Source organism: Halomicronema sp. CCY15110, from assembly GCF_016888165.1.
In the GTDB taxonomy this organism is placed as follows: domain Bacteria; phylum Cyanobacteriota; class Cyanobacteriia; order Phormidesmidales; family Phormidesmidaceae; genus Halomicronema.
Window position 1 is genome coordinate 1 of record NZ_JACSWC010000261.1, and the last position, 18,856, is coordinate 18,856.

General features: G+C 57.4%; 18 protein-coding genes. 7 read left to right on the plus strand and 11 right to left on the minus strand.

Features of this window, described 5'->3' with window-relative positions:
• Positions 1-246 precede the first annotated feature (246 nt).
• From JUK32_RS10530 to JUK32_RS10550, 5 genes are all read right to left on the minus strand, one after another.
• Positions 247-1,485: a murein transglycosylase A gene (locus JUK32_RS10530; protein WP_204138810.1), complete on the minus strand. Its 1,239-nt coding sequence runs from the start codon at positions 1,483-1,485 to the stop codon at positions 247-249.
• The gene (locus tag JUK32_RS10535) at positions 1,485-1,739 is read right to left on the minus strand and encodes a hypothetical protein (RefSeq protein ID WP_204138811.1); all 255 of its coding nucleotides are present in this window, start codon (positions 1,737-1,739) and stop codon (positions 1,485-1,487) included. Before JUK32_RS10535 ends, JUK32_RS10530 begins: the two co-directional genes overlap by 1 nt.
• Before the next feature lie 131 nt (positions 1,740-1,870).
• On the minus strand, positions 1,871-3,442 hold the full coding sequence (gene lysS / locus JUK32_RS10540; protein WP_204138812.1) for a lysine--tRNA ligase: 1,572 nt from the start codon (positions 3,440-3,442) through the stop codon (positions 1,871-1,873).
• A gap of 147 nt (positions 3,443-3,589) precedes the next feature.
• Positions 3,590-5,038 (minus strand): Na+/proline symporter, encoded by a 1,449-nt coding sequence (locus JUK32_RS10545; RefSeq protein ID WP_239112535.1) that lies wholly within the window; start codon positions 5,036-5,038, stop codon positions 3,590-3,592.
• Positions 5,039-5,150: 112 nt separating this feature from the next.
• Entirely contained in the window at positions 5,151-5,294 is a 144-nt protein-coding gene (locus JUK32_RS10550) for a hypothetical protein (protein WP_204138814.1), read from the minus strand.
• A gap of 582 nt (positions 5,295-5,876) precedes the next feature.
• Between JUK32_RS10550 and JUK32_RS10555 the strand changes: the two genes are divergently transcribed.
• On the plus strand, positions 5,877-7,835 hold the full coding sequence (locus tag JUK32_RS10555) for a CHASE2 domain-containing protein (RefSeq protein WP_204138815.1): 1,959 nt from the start codon (positions 5,877-5,879) through the stop codon (positions 7,833-7,835).
• Here JUK32_RS10555 and JUK32_RS10560 read toward each other — a convergent pair whose 3' ends face one another.
• The 5 genes from JUK32_RS10560 to JUK32_RS10580 all read right to left on the minus strand — a co-directional run bounded on the left by JUK32_RS10560 (position 7,836) and on the right by JUK32_RS10580 (position 12,936).
• Positions 7,836-9,599, minus strand: a complete 1,764-nt coding sequence (locus JUK32_RS10560) for a hypothetical protein (RefSeq protein WP_204138816.1) — start codon at positions 9,597-9,599, stop codon at positions 7,836-7,838. It lies immediately after the preceding gene.
• A 169-nt stretch (positions 9,600-9,768) separates the two neighbouring features.
• Positions 9,769-10,653, minus strand: a complete 885-nt coding sequence (locus JUK32_RS10565; RefSeq protein WP_239112536.1) for an SWIM zinc finger family protein — start codon at positions 10,651-10,653, stop codon at positions 9,769-9,771.
• A gap of 147 nt (positions 10,654-10,800) precedes the next feature.
• A complete protein-coding gene (locus tag JUK32_RS10570; RefSeq protein ID WP_204138817.1) occupies positions 10,801-11,814 on the minus strand; it encodes a DnaJ C-terminal domain-containing protein in 1,014 nt (337 codons plus the stop codon).
• A gap of 273 nt (positions 11,815-12,087) precedes the next feature.
• Positions 12,088-12,468, minus strand: a complete 381-nt coding sequence (locus tag JUK32_RS10575) for a metal-sensitive transcriptional regulator (protein WP_204138818.1) — start codon at positions 12,466-12,468, stop codon at positions 12,088-12,090.
• A gap of 27 nt (positions 12,469-12,495) precedes the next feature.
• Positions 12,496-12,936: a protein disulfide isomerase family protein gene (locus JUK32_RS10580; RefSeq protein ID WP_204138819.1), complete on the minus strand. Its 441-nt coding sequence runs from the start codon at positions 12,934-12,936 to the stop codon at positions 12,496-12,498.
• 462 nt (positions 12,937-13,398) lie between these two features.
• Between JUK32_RS10580 and JUK32_RS10585 the strand changes: the two genes are divergently transcribed.
• From JUK32_RS10585 to JUK32_RS10610, 6 genes are all read left to right on the plus strand, one after another.
• Entirely contained in the window at positions 13,399-14,574 is a 1,176-nt protein-coding gene (locus JUK32_RS10585) for an HhoA/HhoB/HtrA family serine endopeptidase (protein WP_204138820.1), read from the plus strand.
• Between the two features lie 209 nt (positions 14,575-14,783).
• The gene (locus tag JUK32_RS10590) at positions 14,784-15,854 is read left to right on the plus strand and encodes a sulfotransferase family protein (RefSeq protein WP_204138821.1); all 1,071 of its coding nucleotides are present in this window, start codon (positions 14,784-14,786) and stop codon (positions 15,852-15,854) included.
• Between the two features lie 214 nt (positions 15,855-16,068).
• Positions 16,069-16,614: a sigma-70 family RNA polymerase sigma factor gene (locus tag JUK32_RS10595; RefSeq protein WP_204138822.1), complete on the plus strand. Its 546-nt coding sequence runs from the start codon at positions 16,069-16,071 to the stop codon at positions 16,612-16,614.
• On the plus strand, positions 16,611-16,988 hold the full coding sequence (locus JUK32_RS10600; protein WP_204138823.1) for a hypothetical protein: 378 nt from the start codon (positions 16,611-16,613) through the stop codon (positions 16,986-16,988). The genes JUK32_RS10595 and JUK32_RS10600 overlap by 4 nt, the downstream gene beginning before the upstream one ends.
• A 29-nt stretch (positions 16,989-17,017) precedes the next feature.
• Positions 17,018-17,539 (plus strand): Spy/CpxP family protein refolding chaperone, encoded by a 522-nt coding sequence (locus JUK32_RS10605; RefSeq protein WP_204138824.1) that lies wholly within the window; start codon positions 17,018-17,020, stop codon positions 17,537-17,539.
• Between the two features lie 513 nt (positions 17,540-18,052).
• Entirely contained in the window at positions 18,053-18,247 is a 195-nt protein-coding gene (locus tag JUK32_RS10610; protein ID WP_204138825.1) for a hypothetical protein, read from the plus strand.
• A gap of 39 nt (positions 18,248-18,286) precedes the next feature.
• Here JUK32_RS10610 and pyrR read toward each other — a convergent pair whose 3' ends face one another.
• Positions 18,287-18,832 carry a bifunctional pyr operon transcriptional regulator/uracil phosphoribosyltransferase PyrR gene (pyrR, locus tag JUK32_RS10615; protein ID WP_204138826.1) on the minus strand — a complete coding sequence of 182 codons (546 nt, stop codon included), beginning with the start codon at positions 18,830-18,832 and terminating at the stop codon, positions 18,287-18,289.
• Positions 18,833-18,856 lie beyond the last annotated feature (24 nt).

The window sequence follows — 18,856 nt, forward strand, 5'->3', positions numbered from 1 at the left end:
GAAAGTGACGACTTTCTCACGATGAGACTACCGATACTTTGCTCCCAAAACTTTTCTGCACCAGTGAGCTCTGCCAGCCACCCAAACGATTCCAAAGAGATCGACGCGGCTTAATGGGAGAAGGTGTTTGTCTCTGACAACAGCTTTCCATGGGGGCATAGCTCTAGGAACCCCCACCGTCCTCGTCCCCCAGATGGAGATACTGTAAAGCACTGGTATCGGTTGCAGTGAGTGGCGTAACTAGGACTACTCCTTTAGCAGCAGAAAGAAGAGTTGACCATCGGTGTTGACTTGTCCGGCTTGGGCACCCGCCGCGTCGCCGCTGCCCACATAAATATCAACGCGCCCTGGTCCTTGAATCGCCCCCCCGGTGTCTTGATTGAGGACATAACGACTGATGGGAGTGGCCTGCCAATCACCGTCAGCACCGGGGATGGGCCAGTCGAGGGTGATGAGGGCGAGGGCACCGGGCGGCATAATCGCTTTATCCGTCGCGATGGAGCGGCCCGCTGTAACGGGTACGGAAAAGGTTCCGGTGGGGGGGCCACCAGCGGTTGCTCGAAAGAACACGAAGCGATCGTTGCGAGGGATGTATTCGCTGAGCGTGGCGGGATGGGCAGCGAAAAAGGCGAGCAGCCGCTCCAGGGTCATGCCCTCGGCGGGCACTTGACCATCGTTGATCAGTTCGCGGCCAAGGCTGACGTAGTCATACTCCGTCCGTCCGGCATAGCCCACCGACATGAAGCTGCCGTCGGCCAGGCGCAACCGGGCCGAGCCTTGCACCTGTACGAGAAAGGCTTCGAGGCGATCGCGCATCCACACTAGTTCCAAACCTTTGAGTGGGCCGTTGGCACTTTGCAGACCGTCTTTGCCCTCTAGCTCGGTGCGGGTAGGATGGGGCAACGTCCACTCTTCCAAATCCGCCGGCCGTTGATACAAGGGATAACGATATTCTGCCGTGGGGACGCGACTGGCCGCATAGGTGGGTTCAAAATATCCGGTGAAATGAACCGTGCCCGCACCGTCGTTGCCAATTGATTGATACAGCTCAAACTCTCGCTGCACAGCGGCGTGCAACTCCGCCGGTGAGGCGCTGGTCAATACCAGTGTCCGAAAGCGTTGCAGACTGCGGCGCACCCGATCGCGGGTCAGCCCTTCAATGGGATAGTTGGCATAGGCTTCCCTCGCGGCTGGGGTGTCGAGATAGCTGAGGCTATGGGCGATCGCGGTTAACAATCGCAATTGCGCCGCCGATGCATCTCCCTGCCACAGCAAATCATCCGCTAGCGCCGTATCGGGCCAGTGATCTAGCGACGTCAGGGGCAGGGATGGCGCGATCTCGCCGTCTTCAATCGCTTCAGTGGCTTGGGCGGCAGTCACTGGGGTCGCCGTGACTGACTGCGACGCTGAACTCAGCCAGGCGAGGCCGACTAAACCCGAGAGCGCGATCGCCCCGACTAACCCATTTCTCCACAAATGCTGCATTAGAACCGTTCGACACTAGAACTAAAGACGGGTTCCACCCGGATCGCCAAGAGCTTCGAGGGTCGAATCACCATGTATTCGCCAGGATTGATTTTGGGAATCGGCACATTAATAAAGGCGTCGTCCGACTGTTTGGGCATCAAGTCGGAGCTATACCATTTCTGGAATTCTTGAATCGTCGCAAACTTGACCTCTTGATGATGGCCGCCATCAAACAGCAAGTGGACAATATATTCGCTGGGTGTTCTTGGCATGGTATTCCCCGTGTTCTCCTACAGCGCTCCCGTGGGGCAGCGATAACAGACAAATTGTACCCACGGTCGGGCCTTCTCGACGCATCTGCTCACAAGCTCGGCCATCTCTCGCCTGTCGATGCCCACCACGCTTAAGCGTCGTCAGTCGGTTGGCTATCGCTATCGGCGGCGCGATCAGGCTTCAACAACGGAAAGGCGATGACATCGCGGATGCTGGGGCTGTCGGTGAGGAGCATAACGAAGCGATCGATGCCGATACCGAGACCGCAGGTGGGGGGCATCCCGTACTCCAGTGCCGTGAGAAAGTCCTCGTCCACTCCCGTCGCTTCAAGATCGCCAGCGGCCTTGCGGGCAGCCTGGGCCTCAAACCGCGATCGCTGATCGATGGGGTCGGTCAACTCCGAGAAGCCATTAGCCGTCTCGCGCCCCGCAATGAACAGTTCAAACCGTTCGACCACACCGGGTTTGCTGCGGTGGGGTTTCGACAACGGCGAAATTTCAACGGGATGATCGATGACGTAGGTAGGCTGGATGAGATCCGCTTCGACAGTTTCTTCGAACACGGTGTTGAGTAACCGCCCGATCGAATCGCAGCCGTCCAAATCGGTAATGCCGAGGGCCATGACTTTCTCTTTAGCAGTGGCGAGATTGTCTAACTGCTCAAAGTCCAGACCCGTTTTTTCTTGCACCAGTTCGTGCATGGTGGCCCGTCGCCAGGGGGGCGTGAGGTCGATGGTCTGGTCTTGGTAAGTGATTTTGGTGGTACCCAACACGGACTCCGTAACCTGGGCGATCAGGGTTTCCGTCATGGTCATGAAGTCGTGATAGTCGGCATAGGCTTCGTACACCTCAATACTGGTGAACTCAGGGTTGTGGCGGGTGGAGACGCCTTCGTTGCGGAAGATACGGCCAATTTCAAACACCTTTTCAAAGCCGCCCACGACCATGCGCTTGAGGTGCAGTTCGGTGGCGATGCGCAGATACAGCGGCAGATCCAGCGCGTTGTGGTGGGTGGTGAAAGGCCGTGCTTCCGCCCCCCCCGCTTCGCTTTGTAGCACGGGAGTTTCAATTTCGAGAAAGCCCCGATCTTCAAAAAAGCGGCGAATGCCGGAGGTGATCAGCGCCCGCTTGCGAAAGGTGTCGCGCACGTCAGGATTCACAATCAGATCGACGTAGCGTTGGCGGTAGCGTTTGGCAACGTCGGTCAGGCCGTGCCATTTATCCGGCAGGGGCAGCAAAGACTTGGTGAGCAGGGCGTAGTTTTGCACTTTGACGGAGAGTTCGCCTTTGTCAGTGCGCTTGAGGGTGCCGCGCACGCCGATAAAGTCACCCACGTCGGTGAGCTGTTTCACCTGGTTAAAGGCATCAGGATTATCGGCCATGCTGTCGCGAATCACCTTCTTGTCCAGATAAAGCTGGATGGGGCCGCTCTCGTCTTGAATATTGAAAAACGCGAGTTTGCCAAAGACCCGCCGGGCCAGGATGCGACCCGCGATCGCCACTTCATCCTCAACTTCTGCACCCGCCGCCAAGTCCTGATACTTTTCCTGCAACTCAGCCGCGCTGTGGGTCTTGTCCCAACGATAGGCAAAGGGGGTAAGTCCTGCTTCCGTGAGCTGCTGCACCTTTTGCAGTCGGGCCGCCCGGATTTCATCGAGGGTAGACGCGCTCTGATCGGGTTTGGGTGACTCGTTTTGGGCCATGGAATTGAGAAATGGGCGACACAAACAAACCCTCATTATAGGCAGTCGATGAACGGCCTCACTGAAATTATCGAAAAGTCGTGAGTTAAAGAATGTGCCCCCGGCGAGCACGATCAGAGCAGCACAACACGCGACTGCCACCTGCGGTTAGGTGACGTGGGGAGCGCGATCGCCCTCCCTGCTGGCGGCATCATTGCTTCGACGATCGCGGCGGCCCCACCAGGCCCCGACCAGATAGCCCGCCGTACAGAGCAACAGCCCGTACACATTCACCCCTAAATCCAGCGCATATTTGCCGCCCCCCAAACTCAACCAGGTGGGAAAAATACTGGTGCTCAAGGCACTTTCCAACACGCGCAAAACCCCAAAGATCAGGCCCGGCCAAAAGGCGAGATGAAAGCTCAAGGCCCCGGCACCGCGCAAAAAGGCCAGGAGAAAGATGGGGGCCAAGCCCATGACCATGGTGCCGCTAATGGTGGTCGCCATGATGATGGCCGGGCCGAGCTGATCGCCCATATAAATGCCCAGTAAGGGCAGGTTGCCGAGGAGGGCGATCGCCACAATCCACCAGCGACCGATAAAGGCTTGGCTCTCGGTGGGTTGACCTTTGCGGTTATCCCAGTCGCGCGCGCCCAGTTTCGCCACGCTCGAAAAGGTGGAATCCAGCGTTGAGCCCGCACTGGTGAGCATGATGGCATTGAACACTAGCAGCATCGGTAGGCCGAACAGGGCGGGCACGGTATAGCTGGGCGCGCCTTCCACCCCAAAGGCCCGGGCATAGAGGCCCACAGAGCTGAACAACAGAATGAAGCCGCCGCTGATCAGGCCCGCCCAGATGAAGGCTTTGACCATGGTGCGCGGCCCGGTAATGAAGGCGCGATCGGTCATCACGGGGTCGTGAAAGGGGTAGCTGAAAATTTGGACAAAGGCTAGCCCGCAAAAGGTCAACCCCGCCAGGCGCGTGTCGGCATCTACCGTTGGCAGTCCTTGGCTGACCAGGCCCGGCCCGAGCGTGGCGAGAATCACCACTAACAGCACGGCAGCTAGCAGCATTTGCGCCCCATCCGTCAGCAGGCTACTCCGCAAGCCGCCGAGGAGACTGTAAAACACGGTGAAGGCCGTGACGACTAGGGCGGCCAGCCAGTAACCCGCGCTGCCCTCGGCTCCAAAATACAGGGAAAAAACTTTGGTGTTTGACCACACTTCGTTGATCAGACGAATGGCGATCGCAATCAAAAAGAGGCGCGAGCAGACGAGGCCATATTTAGTTGCCAAAAACTCGGGAATGGAGCGATAGCCGCCCCGCGTGCGAATGAAATAGAGGGCGATCGCGGCGGTGACAAAGCTCAGGTAGTAAATGCTGTAGCCGATGCCGCCCAACACGCCGAAGGCATTGCCCAGGGTGGCCGCATTGTCGATAGATTTGGCAAAAATCCAGGAGATGGCAGCGCTGGCCACCAGGAGCCACATCCCGGGCGCTTTGCCGCTGCTGGACTGGCCTTCAAAGAATTCGGGGGCGGTGACTCGCTGGGGGGTGGTCTGGCGCACCAGGTAGAAAATGACGCCGCCGTAGCCCGCTAGGAGCATCCAAGTCATAGCTGTGATGAACATAAGCAGAAAATCGTGAAATCAGACGAACACTCAGAAAACGGTTTTGGAGTCGCCCCAACCTCACCGAAAGGTTGGCGAGGCGAGGCATCAGGCTACCTTAACTAGCCCGGTTTGACGACAGTTGCCGACTGGGGAGCCGCGATTGTTGAAATTCCACCAGCAGTCCGGCGTGGGCCATGGCGGCGATCGCGGTAAGGGCCACCACCGAGGGCGAGGCGATCACACGCCGCCGGAATTTCAAGCTCGATAGTTCTCAAATCCTTCACTGGTAATGCTATCGACAAGGGTTCATGCAACCTCGCCGTGAGGCTGCACAGGTGATTGAGCTTACCTTGCCAGACCACGCTGAGGATTACCTGAGAAAAGCGCTGACCAAAAATTAAGGCATCGTGAGTCGATAAATTAGCCCTGCTGAGCCCAGTCAGGGGACGGTTCCCTCGGACTAAGCCCCACCGTATTGGTGGATCCGACAGGGAACCGTCCCCTCGCAGCGCGATCGCTGTCCCCATACCTGGTGGCAACTGGCAATCATCCCGAGGCCGGACCGTGAGATTTCATACAATGAACTGGGGTGCCATGGGGCGAGATCCGCATCGTCCGGAGTTTTTAGACGCTCGGCTGTAGAGTTAGCCATGCAACCATCACCGCTGCCCGGTCATACATCAAGGGCGGTGATGATTGCCAATTATCCGCAACTAAAGCGGCGGTTGCATGTCTCCAACTCGCACTAGCTCATGCGAGGGGGCGAGCGCACGATAACCTCTCAACCAGGGCAGCATCCGTGGTGATTTTCAAATCCCTTAAATCTTGGGCGACCGGGCCAATGCAGCGTAGTCGTGGCTGGTGGCGATCGCAATCGGCCAATCTGATGATGATTGGGGTGGCGAGTTTGGCGCTGTCGTCCGGCGTGGCGGCGGTGGTGCAGGTGGGGCTACTCGAAGGGTTGGAGCACAAAACTTACGACCAGATGATGCGCCTGCGGCAGCTGACGCGATCGCTGCCGCCCGATGATCGGCTGCTGATTGTGACTGTCACCGAAGAAGATTTAGAGACTTTAGCGGAGTTTCCCCTCACCGACGGCACCGTCGCCCGCGCGATTAACCAGATCCAGCAGCACGAACCCGTCGCGATCGGGGTCGATATGTTTCGAGCCATTCCCAAGCCACCGGGCCGCGAGGCGTTGGGAGCAGCGCTGCAAGCGGACAATGTCATCGTGATCGCGCAGCTGTCCAACAGTACCGGTGGCCCCGGCATTCCGCCCCCCGCTGAGGTCGCCCCCGGTCAAGTCAGCTTCAACGATGTGGTGGTCGATGCCGATGGCAAGGTGCGACGGGCGCTCCTAGTGGCTGAACCCGTGGGCCTGCCCGAGCATCCGTATCTGTTTTCCTTTTCGCTGCAGTTAGCGATGCGGTATCTAGCGACCCAAGACATCGCCCCCACGGCCAGTTCCGCCAATTCTGACTACATGCAGCTCGGCGACACCACGCTGTGGCCCCTCCAGGCGGGGTCGGGGGGCTACGCTCGGATCGACGATGACGGCTATCAGGTCATGCTGGACTATCGCGATCGCCTGACGCCAGCCCGCACCGTGACCTTGCAAGCGGTCTTGAATGATCAGGTTGATCCCGATTGGGTGCGCGGCAAAGTCGTGCTTATCGGCATTACGGCTCCCAGCTTCAAAGACTTGTTTTACACCCCGTTTACGGGGGGAGCCAGCGACGCCAGCCACCAAATGCCGGGGGTGATCCTCCACGCGCAGATGGTCAGCCAGTGGTTAGACCTGGCCCTGGGCGATCGCCCCCTCATGGGGATGAGCCACCCCTGGCAAGAATGGCTGTGGTGTCTCGGCTGGGCGCTGCTGGGGGGTACCCTCGCCTGGTATCTGCATCACCCCATCACGTTGACCGCGAGCGAAACCGGCGTGTTTATCGCGATCGCCGTGAGCAGCTACGGTCTGTTTATCACCCAAGGCTGGGTGCCGGTGATTGCCCCCGCCCTGACGGTGTTGATCACCAGTGGTGTCGTCTTGGCCTATCAGGCCCAGCAGTCCTCTCGCCAACGGCAAATGATGCAGGTGCTCCTCGGTCAGAACGCCTCACCAGAAATCGCCCAAGCCCTATGGGAAAATCGCGATCGCCTGATCAAATCGGGCAAATTACCGGGCCGGGGCATGGTCGCCACCATGCTATTTACCGACCTGCGCGGCTTTAGCACCCTGGCCGAAACGACCTCGCCCGAGCAACTGTTGGAATGGCTGAACCACTACCTCGAAGCCATGACGGACGAAATCCGTATCCACCACGGCATTGTCAACAAATTTACCGGGGATGGGCTATTAGCGGTGTTTGGGGTGCCGATCGCCAGCACCACCCCGGCCGCGATCGCGGCCGACGCCCAAGCCGCCGTCGCCTGTGCCCTCGGCATGGCCACTCGCCTGGAAACGATCAACCAAGAACGCCAAGCATACGCCCACCCGCGTTTAGAAATGCGGGTGGGCATTTTCACGGGGCCAGTGGTCGTCGGCAGTCTCGGCGGCCACCACCGCATGGAATACGGCATCATCGGCGACAGCGTCAACATTGCCTCGCGGTTAGAAAGCGTGGATAAAAGCCGTCAGCCTGAACCCTGCCGCATTTTGATCGGTCAAGACACCCTTGACTACCTGGCCGATGCTTTTGTCGTCGAAGCGTGGGGCGACTTAGTGCTCAAAGGCCGTCACGCCCCCTTGGGCGTCTACCGGGTAGTTGATCACCGGGTCGCCCCGACCGCGCCGCCCACGTGATCACGTCTCTGCCGCCACTTGCTTGAGCAAATGCCAACAGGGAATGAAGTAGTCGGCCAAGACGTTGTCGACCTGCCAGAATTCGGCGTAGCTATCGCCCGAACAGAAGCGACTGATAAACACAATCAGCAAATCTTGAAACGGCAGCGGCGACTGTTGGGTGAACTGCGGGTCGGTGTAGAGCGTATTGATGACGTTTTGCAGGTGCAGCAAATTGACAGCAATTTCGGCAAACAGACTGTCTTCGCTCTCGACCGTCGGCAAGTAATGGCGACCGTATTCCTGCAAAAAGCAAGAGTACATTTGGGCGATCGCCTGCTTCAGATTCACCTCTAAGCGCGGAATCTGGTCGGCCCCCACATCCATCAGCGGGGAGTCGGCCAGCAGTGCAATTTCGAGGGGCGACGCTTCCATCGGCGACAGATGAATCTCTAATAGCGGTTGCAACACCCGCAAAAACAAGAAATCTAAGTCAGCCAGACTCAGGTCTAAATTGGCCGGATAGTCGGTAAACGCGGAGGAACTGGGCAGTTGATGGGCCGCCTGGGGATTGGTGAAGGTGAACTTGAATTCGGCAATGTCGGCGACCAACTCTCCCAGCAGGTGGGTAAACAGCAGTCCCAGGCGCTGGCGCACTTCCCCATGGAAAAACTGCACGGCTTTCTCTTCATTGAGCGACACCAACGGCCCGGCAAACTCAAACAGTTCGCCACAAGTCAAAGGGCCAGCCGGGGTGTAGGCCGTTTCGTGGGCTCGCAAGGCTTCGCCGCAGTCGGCCAGGGCAGTGTAATCACTGTTGAATTGGCTGAACAACAGTTGCCAGTAGTGCCCCCAAATATCGTGGACGAGAAACATCTCGGCATCTTTTTGCGGCAGCACCCCAACGCTTTTGGATAAGCGCTGCATGACCTGTTCGGGCGTGATGGGCACCGGCGATGACGACTGGACGTTGTAGCGATCGCTCACCGCCTGCGCCCAGGTCTCGCGAATGCCCGCCGGCTGACAGGGACCAAAGGTGGGAAACCGCTGAAACTTCTGAAACGTAAATTCTGACAGGCGTTGATGGAGCTGCCGCAGCGCGTTTTCATGCTCTTTGGGGCACAGGTCGCGCCACCCAGCAAAATCTTCTACCGCCGGGAAATCCACACAAAAGTACAGCTGAGTCGGCGTGAACACCACATCCAGCTTGTCGGGATTGACCAAAATGCCCCCAAACAGTTCTTGAAAGAGGGAGACAAAGGGTTCAGTCGTCAGGGGTAAAACGTTATCCAGAGACAGGCCAACGGTTTGCAAAACGGACTCGATGAGCAAATGCTGGCGGGCAATGTCCGCATCGACCTGATCCAGTTGGGCGACGATCGCATCCATCACGGCGTCGGGCAGCGCGAACTGTCGCCCCATGGCGGCGATGCCCTCCGGCGTTGACCAACTCGGGGGCACCGGGTCGGGATGGTACCGACTGAGGGTGTTAGAAGGCAGCGTCCCCCGCCAACCGCTGCCCCCGACGGCAAAATAACGACTGATTAATAACGCTGACTCAACCACCGCTTGCCGGACTGGCAAGGGGATCGCTTGGCCCGGTTCGGGCGTCTGGTTAATGGGGTGGGCACAGGCTTGCAGGGCCGTTTGAATCTCGCGAATGCGATCGCGCCGCCGCTCAATCAGGCTGGGCTCTGCCCCCTCTGACTGCGAAATCAGAAACCGCGACAGCGTCAGCGCCTCGGCAATTTGCGATCGCTGCATAGCGGTCAAATGCGAACCCATAGGATTTCCTGCCTACCAGCCATTTCAAGTGTGATGACATAGTCAGGCCGATCACTCGGGTGCGGACTCCGCAAAATTACTGACTGCCGCCATCAAAGACAGTTTGCCCAATCGGCTGACCTGATTGACACCGACTACCCGAAAACATCAATCTCAACAACGGCAACCCCTACGACGGCTCATCCGACTGCAACGACAGGGCTTTCATCGCCGCTTGTTGGCTCACGGTTTGGTACAAATCTCGCAGGTGAGCCATCACAATCCGGGCATCATTCACGGGCAGTGGAATCGAGTCGAGCACATCTAGCACGGTCTCGCCAGCCGGAGTGATGACCACCAAAGATGGATCTAGCGGCTCGTTATATTGCCAGAATTGGGCGACATTGACCGGTGGATAAGCAGCGCGGGCTGGCGCGATCGCCGATTCGGCAGCGGCCTCCGTGGGCCTCGTTTTCGCCTCGGCATCTACATCTGCCCTGTCACCGCCCTCTACCGCTGCGGCCTGCTGACGCTGTTGCCGCAAGGTCGCCAAAATTTGGCCGCGATCGCGCCCCCGCAGCTGAAACAAAATGAAGGGATCTTCGCGAAAAAAGTCGCCGAGCTGATAATAGACTGCGGCGATGTGCTTGCAGGGATTCTGGGGATCAGGGCAGTCGCATTTGGAATGCACTTCCGATAGCTGAAACGGAAACAGGCTCAAACCATTAGCCGTAAAGACGCCCTCAATATCATCGGGCATTTCCCCCGCTAGCAGTTGCGCCGAAAACAACGCATGTACCGCCAGACTATCGATGACATAGTTCCAGTCTTCGTCGGTAAAGGCATCGAGCCAAATAGACAATTTGTAGGGATCATCAGCAGTGCCTTGCACCAGCGCGATCACCTTAGAGCCTTTGTATTCGATGTTGAGAATATTGCCTTCACGGGCATACTTACGCCCCCGCTCCAGCCGTTTTTTGAAGCGGTAGTTGTTGAGCAGATCGACCCAACGCTGCACCCACCACGCTTCTTGTTCAAGCTCGTAATTAGACGGCATAACTGGGCTGCGAGTCATGGGCAATGGCAGGTAAATCGGACAATATCAACGAGGGCAAAAGTTCCACGCAGGCGATCGCTCACTCCTGGCTTCTGAGTCCACTAATTGGGGGCTCCGTCAGGAGTCGCCGAGCCAGCGGGAGCAACGCTTTAAAGGATGATTGCTCTACAACCTTACCTGACTCAGGTGACGGCGCGGGTCAGTGGTGCGATCGCGCTGAATCTTTTCATACAGCTCACGTTCTTGCTCGGTGAGGGTTTTGGGCGGCGTGATGACAACGCGCACCAGCTGATCCCCCCGTGCCCCTTTGGGACTGGGCCACCCCTTGCCCCGCAGCCGCAGCGACTGACCCGATTTCACGCCGGGGGGTAGATTCATGGTGACAGAGCCATCGGGGGTCGGCACCTGAATTTTGCCGCCCAATACCGACTCATCAGGGGCGATCGGCACTTCACACACCAAATTTTCGCCCTCAAATTGAAAGATATGGTGCGGCAGCAAATTGACAATCAGGTAAATGTCGCCCCGCTGCTTCGAATAGGGATTCAGTTGTCCCTTGCCCCGCAGCCGCACTTTCGTCCCCTGCTTGGCCCCTGCCGGAATGCGCACTTCCACTTCATCCTCGCCAATTTTGAGGCGCTTTTGGGTGCCGTGAAAGGCTTCACTCAGGGTGAGAGAGATCTTAGCCTCTTGGTCAAAGGATTGCTGGCTCGGCGCTCCTGCCGTGGGGAAGCCATCAAAGCTGTTGCCAAAACCGCCGCGCGGCGAAGTGCGATAGGACGTATAGCCCCCCGGCGATCGCCCGGTCGGCGCACCATAAGCCCCAGGACCGCCCCCAAAGCGACCTAGTAATTCATTGATAAATTCGTCAAAACTGCCGTAATTGCTAAAGTCGAAACCGCCAAAATCTGCGGCATTACCGCCATAGCTGCCCGCGCTCTCCGCCTGTTGCCAGTAACGACCAAACTGATCGTATTTTTGGCGTTTATCACTGTCTGACAAGACTTCGTAAGCTTCACTGATTTCTTTGAACTTGGCCTCGGCGGCTTCGTCACCAGGATTCACGTCGGGGTGATACTTCCGGGCCAATTTGCGAAAAGTGCGCTTGATGTCGTCAGCACTGGCGGACTTGCTCACGCCCAGGGTCGAATAATAGTCTTTAAAATCAGTGGCAGCCATCCAAACATCCCCTCCTAACCGGCTGACAATTACCTAAGCTGCTAAAAATTACTGCCATCGCCGAGAGCCTAACGAGACTCACCAGCATTCAGCAAATACATCTCTCAGACCTTTGATTGCTCCCAGCCAAACATTCAAGAAACTGGAGAATCATTGAGCGCTCAGTCATCTTTTGTCTTGACTATAGGCTATCAAAGCAGCTTAGTCTGAAAGGTTCGGTTATCTCCCCGGCGCGATCGCCCCTCTCCCTGTCGAGGAAGTGCCCTTGCCCGCTCACGGTAAAAACCGATCCAGCGCGGCTTTGAGTTCTTCAATTTCGGCTTCAATGTTGCCTTCTTGGGAAGCGCGGGTAACGCATTCGCTCAAGTGTTCATCCAAAATGATGCGGGCTACGCGATCCAGGGCACCCCGCACCGCGGCAATTTGCACCAGCACATCCGGACACGGACGGCTTTCTTGAATCATGGTCTTAATGCCGCGAATGTGTCCTTCAATTCGGGCAAAGCGATTCAGGATGCGCTGCAACGACTCTGGATCATGAACATGGGCATGGGGGGCATCATGGGTATGCGGGGCAGCCGCTGGCGAGGACGGCGAGATTGCCGAGGTCGGCGCAATGTCTTCTGATGAGCGGTTCGGTTTGGCGATCGCCATATACATTCCTTCAGCAATACGAGCGGGTCAGTTACCTGACGGGGCTTCAAATCCAGACAGCTGCGCCAGTTCTTCCAGCGAGCGGGTACCGGGATACAGTTCGCCCTCGATCTCCCAAGTGGGATACCCCTGGATTTCTTTGGTTTGGCACAGTTCCGGCTGCGCATTTTCGCCCTCGGGGTCGCATTCCACATAGGGCACTTCGTCAACGGCATCACCGAATAATGCCTTCTGATCTTGACAGTGAGGACACCAAAAGGCTCCGTACATGGTGGCCTCTTGGGCCGTCAGATGACTGGCCAGGCGGGCTTCATAGGGCGCATCAGCCGCCAACTCTGTACTGCCGCCGCTGCTCTCAGCAGTCGTCGGAGAACAACTGCTGAGAGCTAGCCCTAATACGGCCAAGCAGCCCGTCAAAGATAATAAAGCCGCACGATATTTTCCGGCAGGACGGTGGATATGGGTCATAACAACAAAGAGTAACCAGTGAACAACATCAAATCAGGGATATGAGGTCAAAGTGACCTGAGGACTATGCAGTCTGTAACGACCTTGATCAAAGCATTCATCCTACTTCTTCTTCGCGCCCCCAGCCCCCCTACGGAAAACCGCTCTGTGTCTACATTCCTCAGCCCCTTCTCCCAGTTTTGGGAGGAGGGGGCCGAACAAGTCCTTTTCTGAGCTTTGGGAGAGGAATTTAGGGTGAGGGCGAACCTGTGGCTAGACAAATCGAGTCTGTAATGACCTTGACCAAGTCTTGCTGTACGCTGACCAATGCCGTCCCAAGATTCGGCAATCCCGGCTTGGCAGGCGACTAACGGGTTCATTATCGTAGCTAGTTACTATGAGACAAGACAGTCAACATACTAGCTTTCGCAGCGGGTTCTGCGGCAAAGCTTTAGGCTTAATTCAACACCTTCGGAGAGAGTAATGGCAGTGATGGCTTGGTGGCATTCCTGGCAAAAGCTGATAGTGCGGTTAGTTGCGATCGCGTTAGTGGCCTGTGTGACGCTGGTAACGGGTCAGTCCGCCGCAATGGCGCAATCGGTGACTGAGGAGGTCGCCGTGCCGACGCCGCCCCGCAGCTTTGTGGCGCTGGCAGTCGAGCAGGTCGGCGACGCCGTAGTGCGCATCGATACCGAAACCACAGTGGTGCGCGAGACGCCGGATTTATTTTTCGACGATCCCTTCTTTCGAGGCTTTGCGGGACCTAATGGCTTGCCCCGCTATCCCCAGGAAGAACTGCTACGGGGTCAAGGTTCTGGCTTCATCATTTCGGCGGCAGGCGATATCCTCACCAATTCTCACGTGGTGGATGGGGCCGATCGCGTCACGGTAACCTTAAAGGATGGCCGCAGTTACGAGGGCGTGGTGGAAGGCCAGGATAGCGTGACCGATCTAGCCGTCGTTAAAATTGAGGCGGACGACGAATTGCTGCCGGTGGCGGCATTAGGCAACTCTGATGCGATTAAAGTAGGCGACTGGGCGATCGCGGTGGGCAATCCCCTCGGCTTAGACAACACCGTTACCTTGGGGATCGTCAGCACCCTCAAGCGTTCCAGTGCGTCGGTGGGCATTCCCGACAAGCGCTTGGACTTTATTCAAACCGATGCGGCGATTAACCCGGGCAACTCGGGTGGCCCATTGTTGAACCAAAACGGGGAAGTGATTGGCATCAATACCGCCATTCGCGCCGATGCCATGGGCATTGGCTTTGCGATTCCCATCAACAAGGCGAAGGAAATCAAGGATCAGTTGGTGGCGGGTGAAAGCATCGCCCACCCTTATCTCGGCGTGCAAATCGCGACCCTCACGCCAGATATTGCCCGTCGCAACAACGAAGATCCCAATGCGGGCGTCCTCTTGCCAGAAGTAGCTGGGGTCTTGGTGATCCGCGTGGTGCCCAATACGCCCGCTGCGGAGGCCGGACTACGCCGGGGCGACGTGGTGTTGGAAATCGACGGTGAAGCGATCGCCTCGGCGGATGTGCTGCAACGGCGGGTGGAAGACAGCCGGGTCGGCCAGACGCTACGCCTCAAGGTCAAACGGGGCAACCAAACTGAGCAGTTGGCCGTCACCACTGCTGAGCTGGAAGGTGGCGATTAGGTCGGCTGTCGTGCTGAGCTTTTGCAGATGGCCCCATCTACCCTAAGCTGAGCTGACAGTTATGCAAGCATGAGTCTGACTACTCGCTTAATTTGCTGGCCAGTCGCCCAGCTGGCGGCAACGGCAACGGTGGTCTGACGAGTGCTTGCAATCGACTGAGTTTGGCAGTTTCATGCGCGATCGCGGCGTTAGATTGAGGAGCTTTAACGATGGCTAACCCGGCTCAACCCAATTCGCAGGCGGTGATGATCGCTGGGATGCATCGGTCAGGCACGTCACTGACGGCCTCAATTCTTCAGCAAGCTGGGGTCTTCATCGGCGACCAATTACTCGGCGCAGCAGCCAGTAATCCTAAAGGACATTTTGAGGATCGAGATTTCCTCACGCTGCATATTGATATTTTGACGGCTCTGGGACTGAGTTCTGAGGGTTGGTTAACCGTGGGTCAGTTGGCGGTGCCAGAGCAGTTGTGGCCGCGTGCCCAAGCCCTGTGCGATCGCCGCCAACAAGCTCATGACCTGTGGGGCTGGAAAGAGCCGCGCACGACCCTATTGCTCAATTTTTGGAAGCAGCTACTGCCTGAAGCCAAAGTGGTGTTGCCCTACCGAGCCCCTTGGGAAGTGCTGGACTCTTTGTTTACTCGCAGTGATCCAGCGTTTATCAACAATCCGAATTTCGCCGTCGAAGTCTGGCTGACTTACAATCGAGCGGTTTTAGAGTTTTACCAGCAATATCCCGACGATTGCTTCCTCTTTCACTGCGATGTGTTGAAGACCCATGAAGCTGGCTTTATCGAACAGTTGCGACATAAGTTGCAAGTCCCGTTGAGCGTGCCCGACCAGCCGCTATTTGACCCAGCGGTGATGCACAAACAGATTAATGACACCCATCGTCCCACGCTGTTAGCGCGTCATTTTCCGGAAACGCTGGAGGTGTACGCGGCGCTGCAGCAAGCCGCAGACTTGCCGACGCCCCAAAACTGGGAAGCGACCCTCGCCACGGATGTTGATGAAGCCGTCTATCGGGCCTGGGTATTAGAGGATTGGCGGGCCTATAACTACTGCCAAACGGAAAAGCGCCAGCTCAAGGCGGAGATTCAACAGCTCAAAGTAGAGATGCAGCAGCAGCGAGAAAGGTGCGATGCCGAGGTTCAGCAGATACAGGTCTGCCTCGACAATGCCCATGAAACGATTAGGGTGATGGAGGCCAACCGGGCTTGGCAACTGCGAAATGCTTGGCTGAGCTTGAAAAATGCGCTAACAGGCAGTGCCACCGAATAATCCAGACGGTCTGGTCGGCCACATGATCATGCGATCGCCCGGCCTGAAGCGTTAATAGCGATCGCCTCGGGCCATTGGCCAGCCAGCCGCTACCAACTTTTTCAGTCTGCAACGGAGACTTGATTGAACCTTTTTGATCGCCCCCCAGTCTAAAGGGACGTCCACATCATGAGCTGGGGCATCATCTGTGACTGTGACCTCACCGGAGTCAGCAATGTCGGCGCTACCAATGCCCGATGCTGACCTCATTCAGCAATGTTTGCGTGGACAGCGATCGGCATTTCCAATCCTTTATCGTCGATATCAGCGGCAGGTGCGGGGGACGCTGTTTCAGCTCTGTGGGGCAGCGGAGTTGGATGATCTGGTGCAAGAGGTCTTTTTCCGCGCCTGGAAGGGATTACCTAAGTTTCGGCAATCGGCCCAGTTTTCGACTTGGCTGTATCGCATTGCCTGGAATGTGGCGACCGATCGCCGCCGTGCCCAAGGCCAAGCGCGATCGCAGTCCCTGCCAGTTCCCCCTGCGCCATCGGCAGAGCCGTCCACTCTGACCCAACTGCATTACGAAGACGTGGTGCAGCGGGGGCTACAAACCTTGTCTTGGGAGCATCGCGCCGTGATCGTCCTGCACGATCTCGAAGATTTGCCCCAGCAAGAAGTCGCCAGTATTTTGCACATTCCCAAGGGCACGGTGAAGTCACGGCTGCACCATGCCCGCTCAGCCTTGAGGACGTTTTTGCAACAAGAAGGGATTCAGCTATGACCTTGCCGCCTAACCCTCCCGACGACGATCGCCTGGTTGACTTCTTGCGTCGCCATCGTCCGGCCCCGCCCCCCGCTGCGCCTCAGTTAGAGGCGCAAATGATGGCCCAATTGACACCACTGTCTTCGCCGCCAGTGCTGACTCAGCCGCGACGATGGGCCATCCCAGCGGTAGCAGCAGCGCTAGTGCTGGGGGTCGGGGGCTGGGTCGTTGGGCGCTCCACGGTACCTAGTTTGCCGACGGCTTCGGCGTCAGAGGTGGAAGTGTTTTTGGCCGACACCTGGTATGGCAGTGCCTACGACGATGAGGTGCGCCTACCGCTGGATACGACTCAGCCTGATTGGTTGGCATCGGTCTACGCCACGCCTTATTAGTTTTTGATGATTGATTTTGGAGATTTCTTATGAACCGTAGAACGTTGTCTTTAATCGCGATCGCGACCCTCGCTGTGCCCGTAGTGGTCGGTTTCAGCGCCTCTCAGTTGCAAGCCCAAGGCGGTGGCCGCCCTGGGATGGAGGGTGGTCATGGCCTGGGCGCAGGCCATCGGGGTGATCACGCCGAGCACTTGATTGAAACCCTGGATCTCAGCGAAGCACAGGTCGCACAAATTCGCGCGATTCGCGAGGGCGATCGCGACACCATGCAGGCCCTGCACGCCAATCTCAGAACCGAACGCGAAACGATGCATGACCTGATGTCGGGCACCGCCTCTGAGGCGGAACTCCGGGCCCAGCACGCAGAGATTCAAACCCTACACCGCGAAGTTGCTGACCTGCGGTTTGAAAACATGCTCGCGGTGCGCAATGTGCTGACCCCGGAGCAACGCACAGACCTCTCGGAACGCATGGAACAGCGCCGTGAAGACCATCAGGGCCGGTTTCAAGAGCGCCGCGAAAGTCGCCGCCAGCACCGCCTAGCCGAATAACCGCGACCAGCAGCGGGAAGGCGAGTTTAGGGGACGGTGCCCTCGGTTCTCAGCGCCATCATATCGGTCGAACTGAGAGGGAACTGTCCCCGACTATGCTGTGTGACCGCGATCGCTCCCTTGTTTCAGAGCGAGGCACTGCACAGGTAGCGCCGCCTATTCCCAACGGGTTCGGAATAGGCGGCGCAAATCAAGAATTTCGCCATTGCGTGAAGGTTAACGGTGAGGCCGGTCAATTGACGCCTTGACGGGAAGATGACGCAATTTACGCCGAACTCAGATCCATGAAAATATTGCATCGCGTTAAAAAATATTCACCCCTGTTGCATCAGTGATCTCAAGGCACCTCCGCTCTCTAGACTTGAAATGTAGAGCCCAGAGCTAATTTTTGAGGGCGGATCCAGCAGGGTTAGCAGGCCACATATCGATGGCGTTGCTCTTGCTTCGTCTCCCTCGGCATGCGTACGTGGCGGGGCTCGGCTGAGCTGACCTTCAACGAGCAGGAGGACTGTTATGGCTTCCCACCTCACGATTTACACCCCCTCGGTGCGATCGCTGCGCCTAACCCAAGCCAGCATTGTGCTGTTAGTCATCATCACTGGCATCGTTAGTGCGGTAATCGTGCGATCGCAATGGGAACGTGACGCCCTACAGCCTGAACCAACACCGATCACCCAAGTCAAAACTTGGGAAGCGCTGGGTCGCTAATGGGCACATCGGCGTAATCGCGCCGCTGGCTAGCCGGAGTTAAAGACTGGCGTCGCGGCGGATGAGCTGCACGGCATCATAGCCGTCGATCGCTGTCATAAATACTTTCACCGCTTCGTCTCTGGCGGTGGGTACCGTTTTGCCGACAAAATCCGGGTGAATGGGCACTTGCCGATGACCGCGATCGACCAGCACCGCTAGCTGAATCATGTCGGGACGACCGTAATCATTGACCGCATTCATCGCGGCGCGAATCGTCCGCCCGCTATAGATCACATCATCGACCAACACCAACGTTTTGCCAGCAAGGTCAAACTCCATCTCAGTCCGCTCTGGGGTGCGGATGCCAATGCTATCGAGATCATCGCGGTAAAACGTGATGTCCAGCGTCCCCACCGGCACCGTCTGCTGTTCTAAATGCTTAATTTGCTCAGCTAGCAGGTAAGCCAACGGCACACCCCGCGTATGAATGCCCACCAGCGCCAGCTGATCCAGCGCACTCGTCCGCTCCACAATCTCCGACGCCAATCGATTAATGGTGCGTCGCATTTCTTCTGGAGACAGCAGTTCAACAAAGCTGGTCATAGGTTTTATGGTTACCAGGGCTGG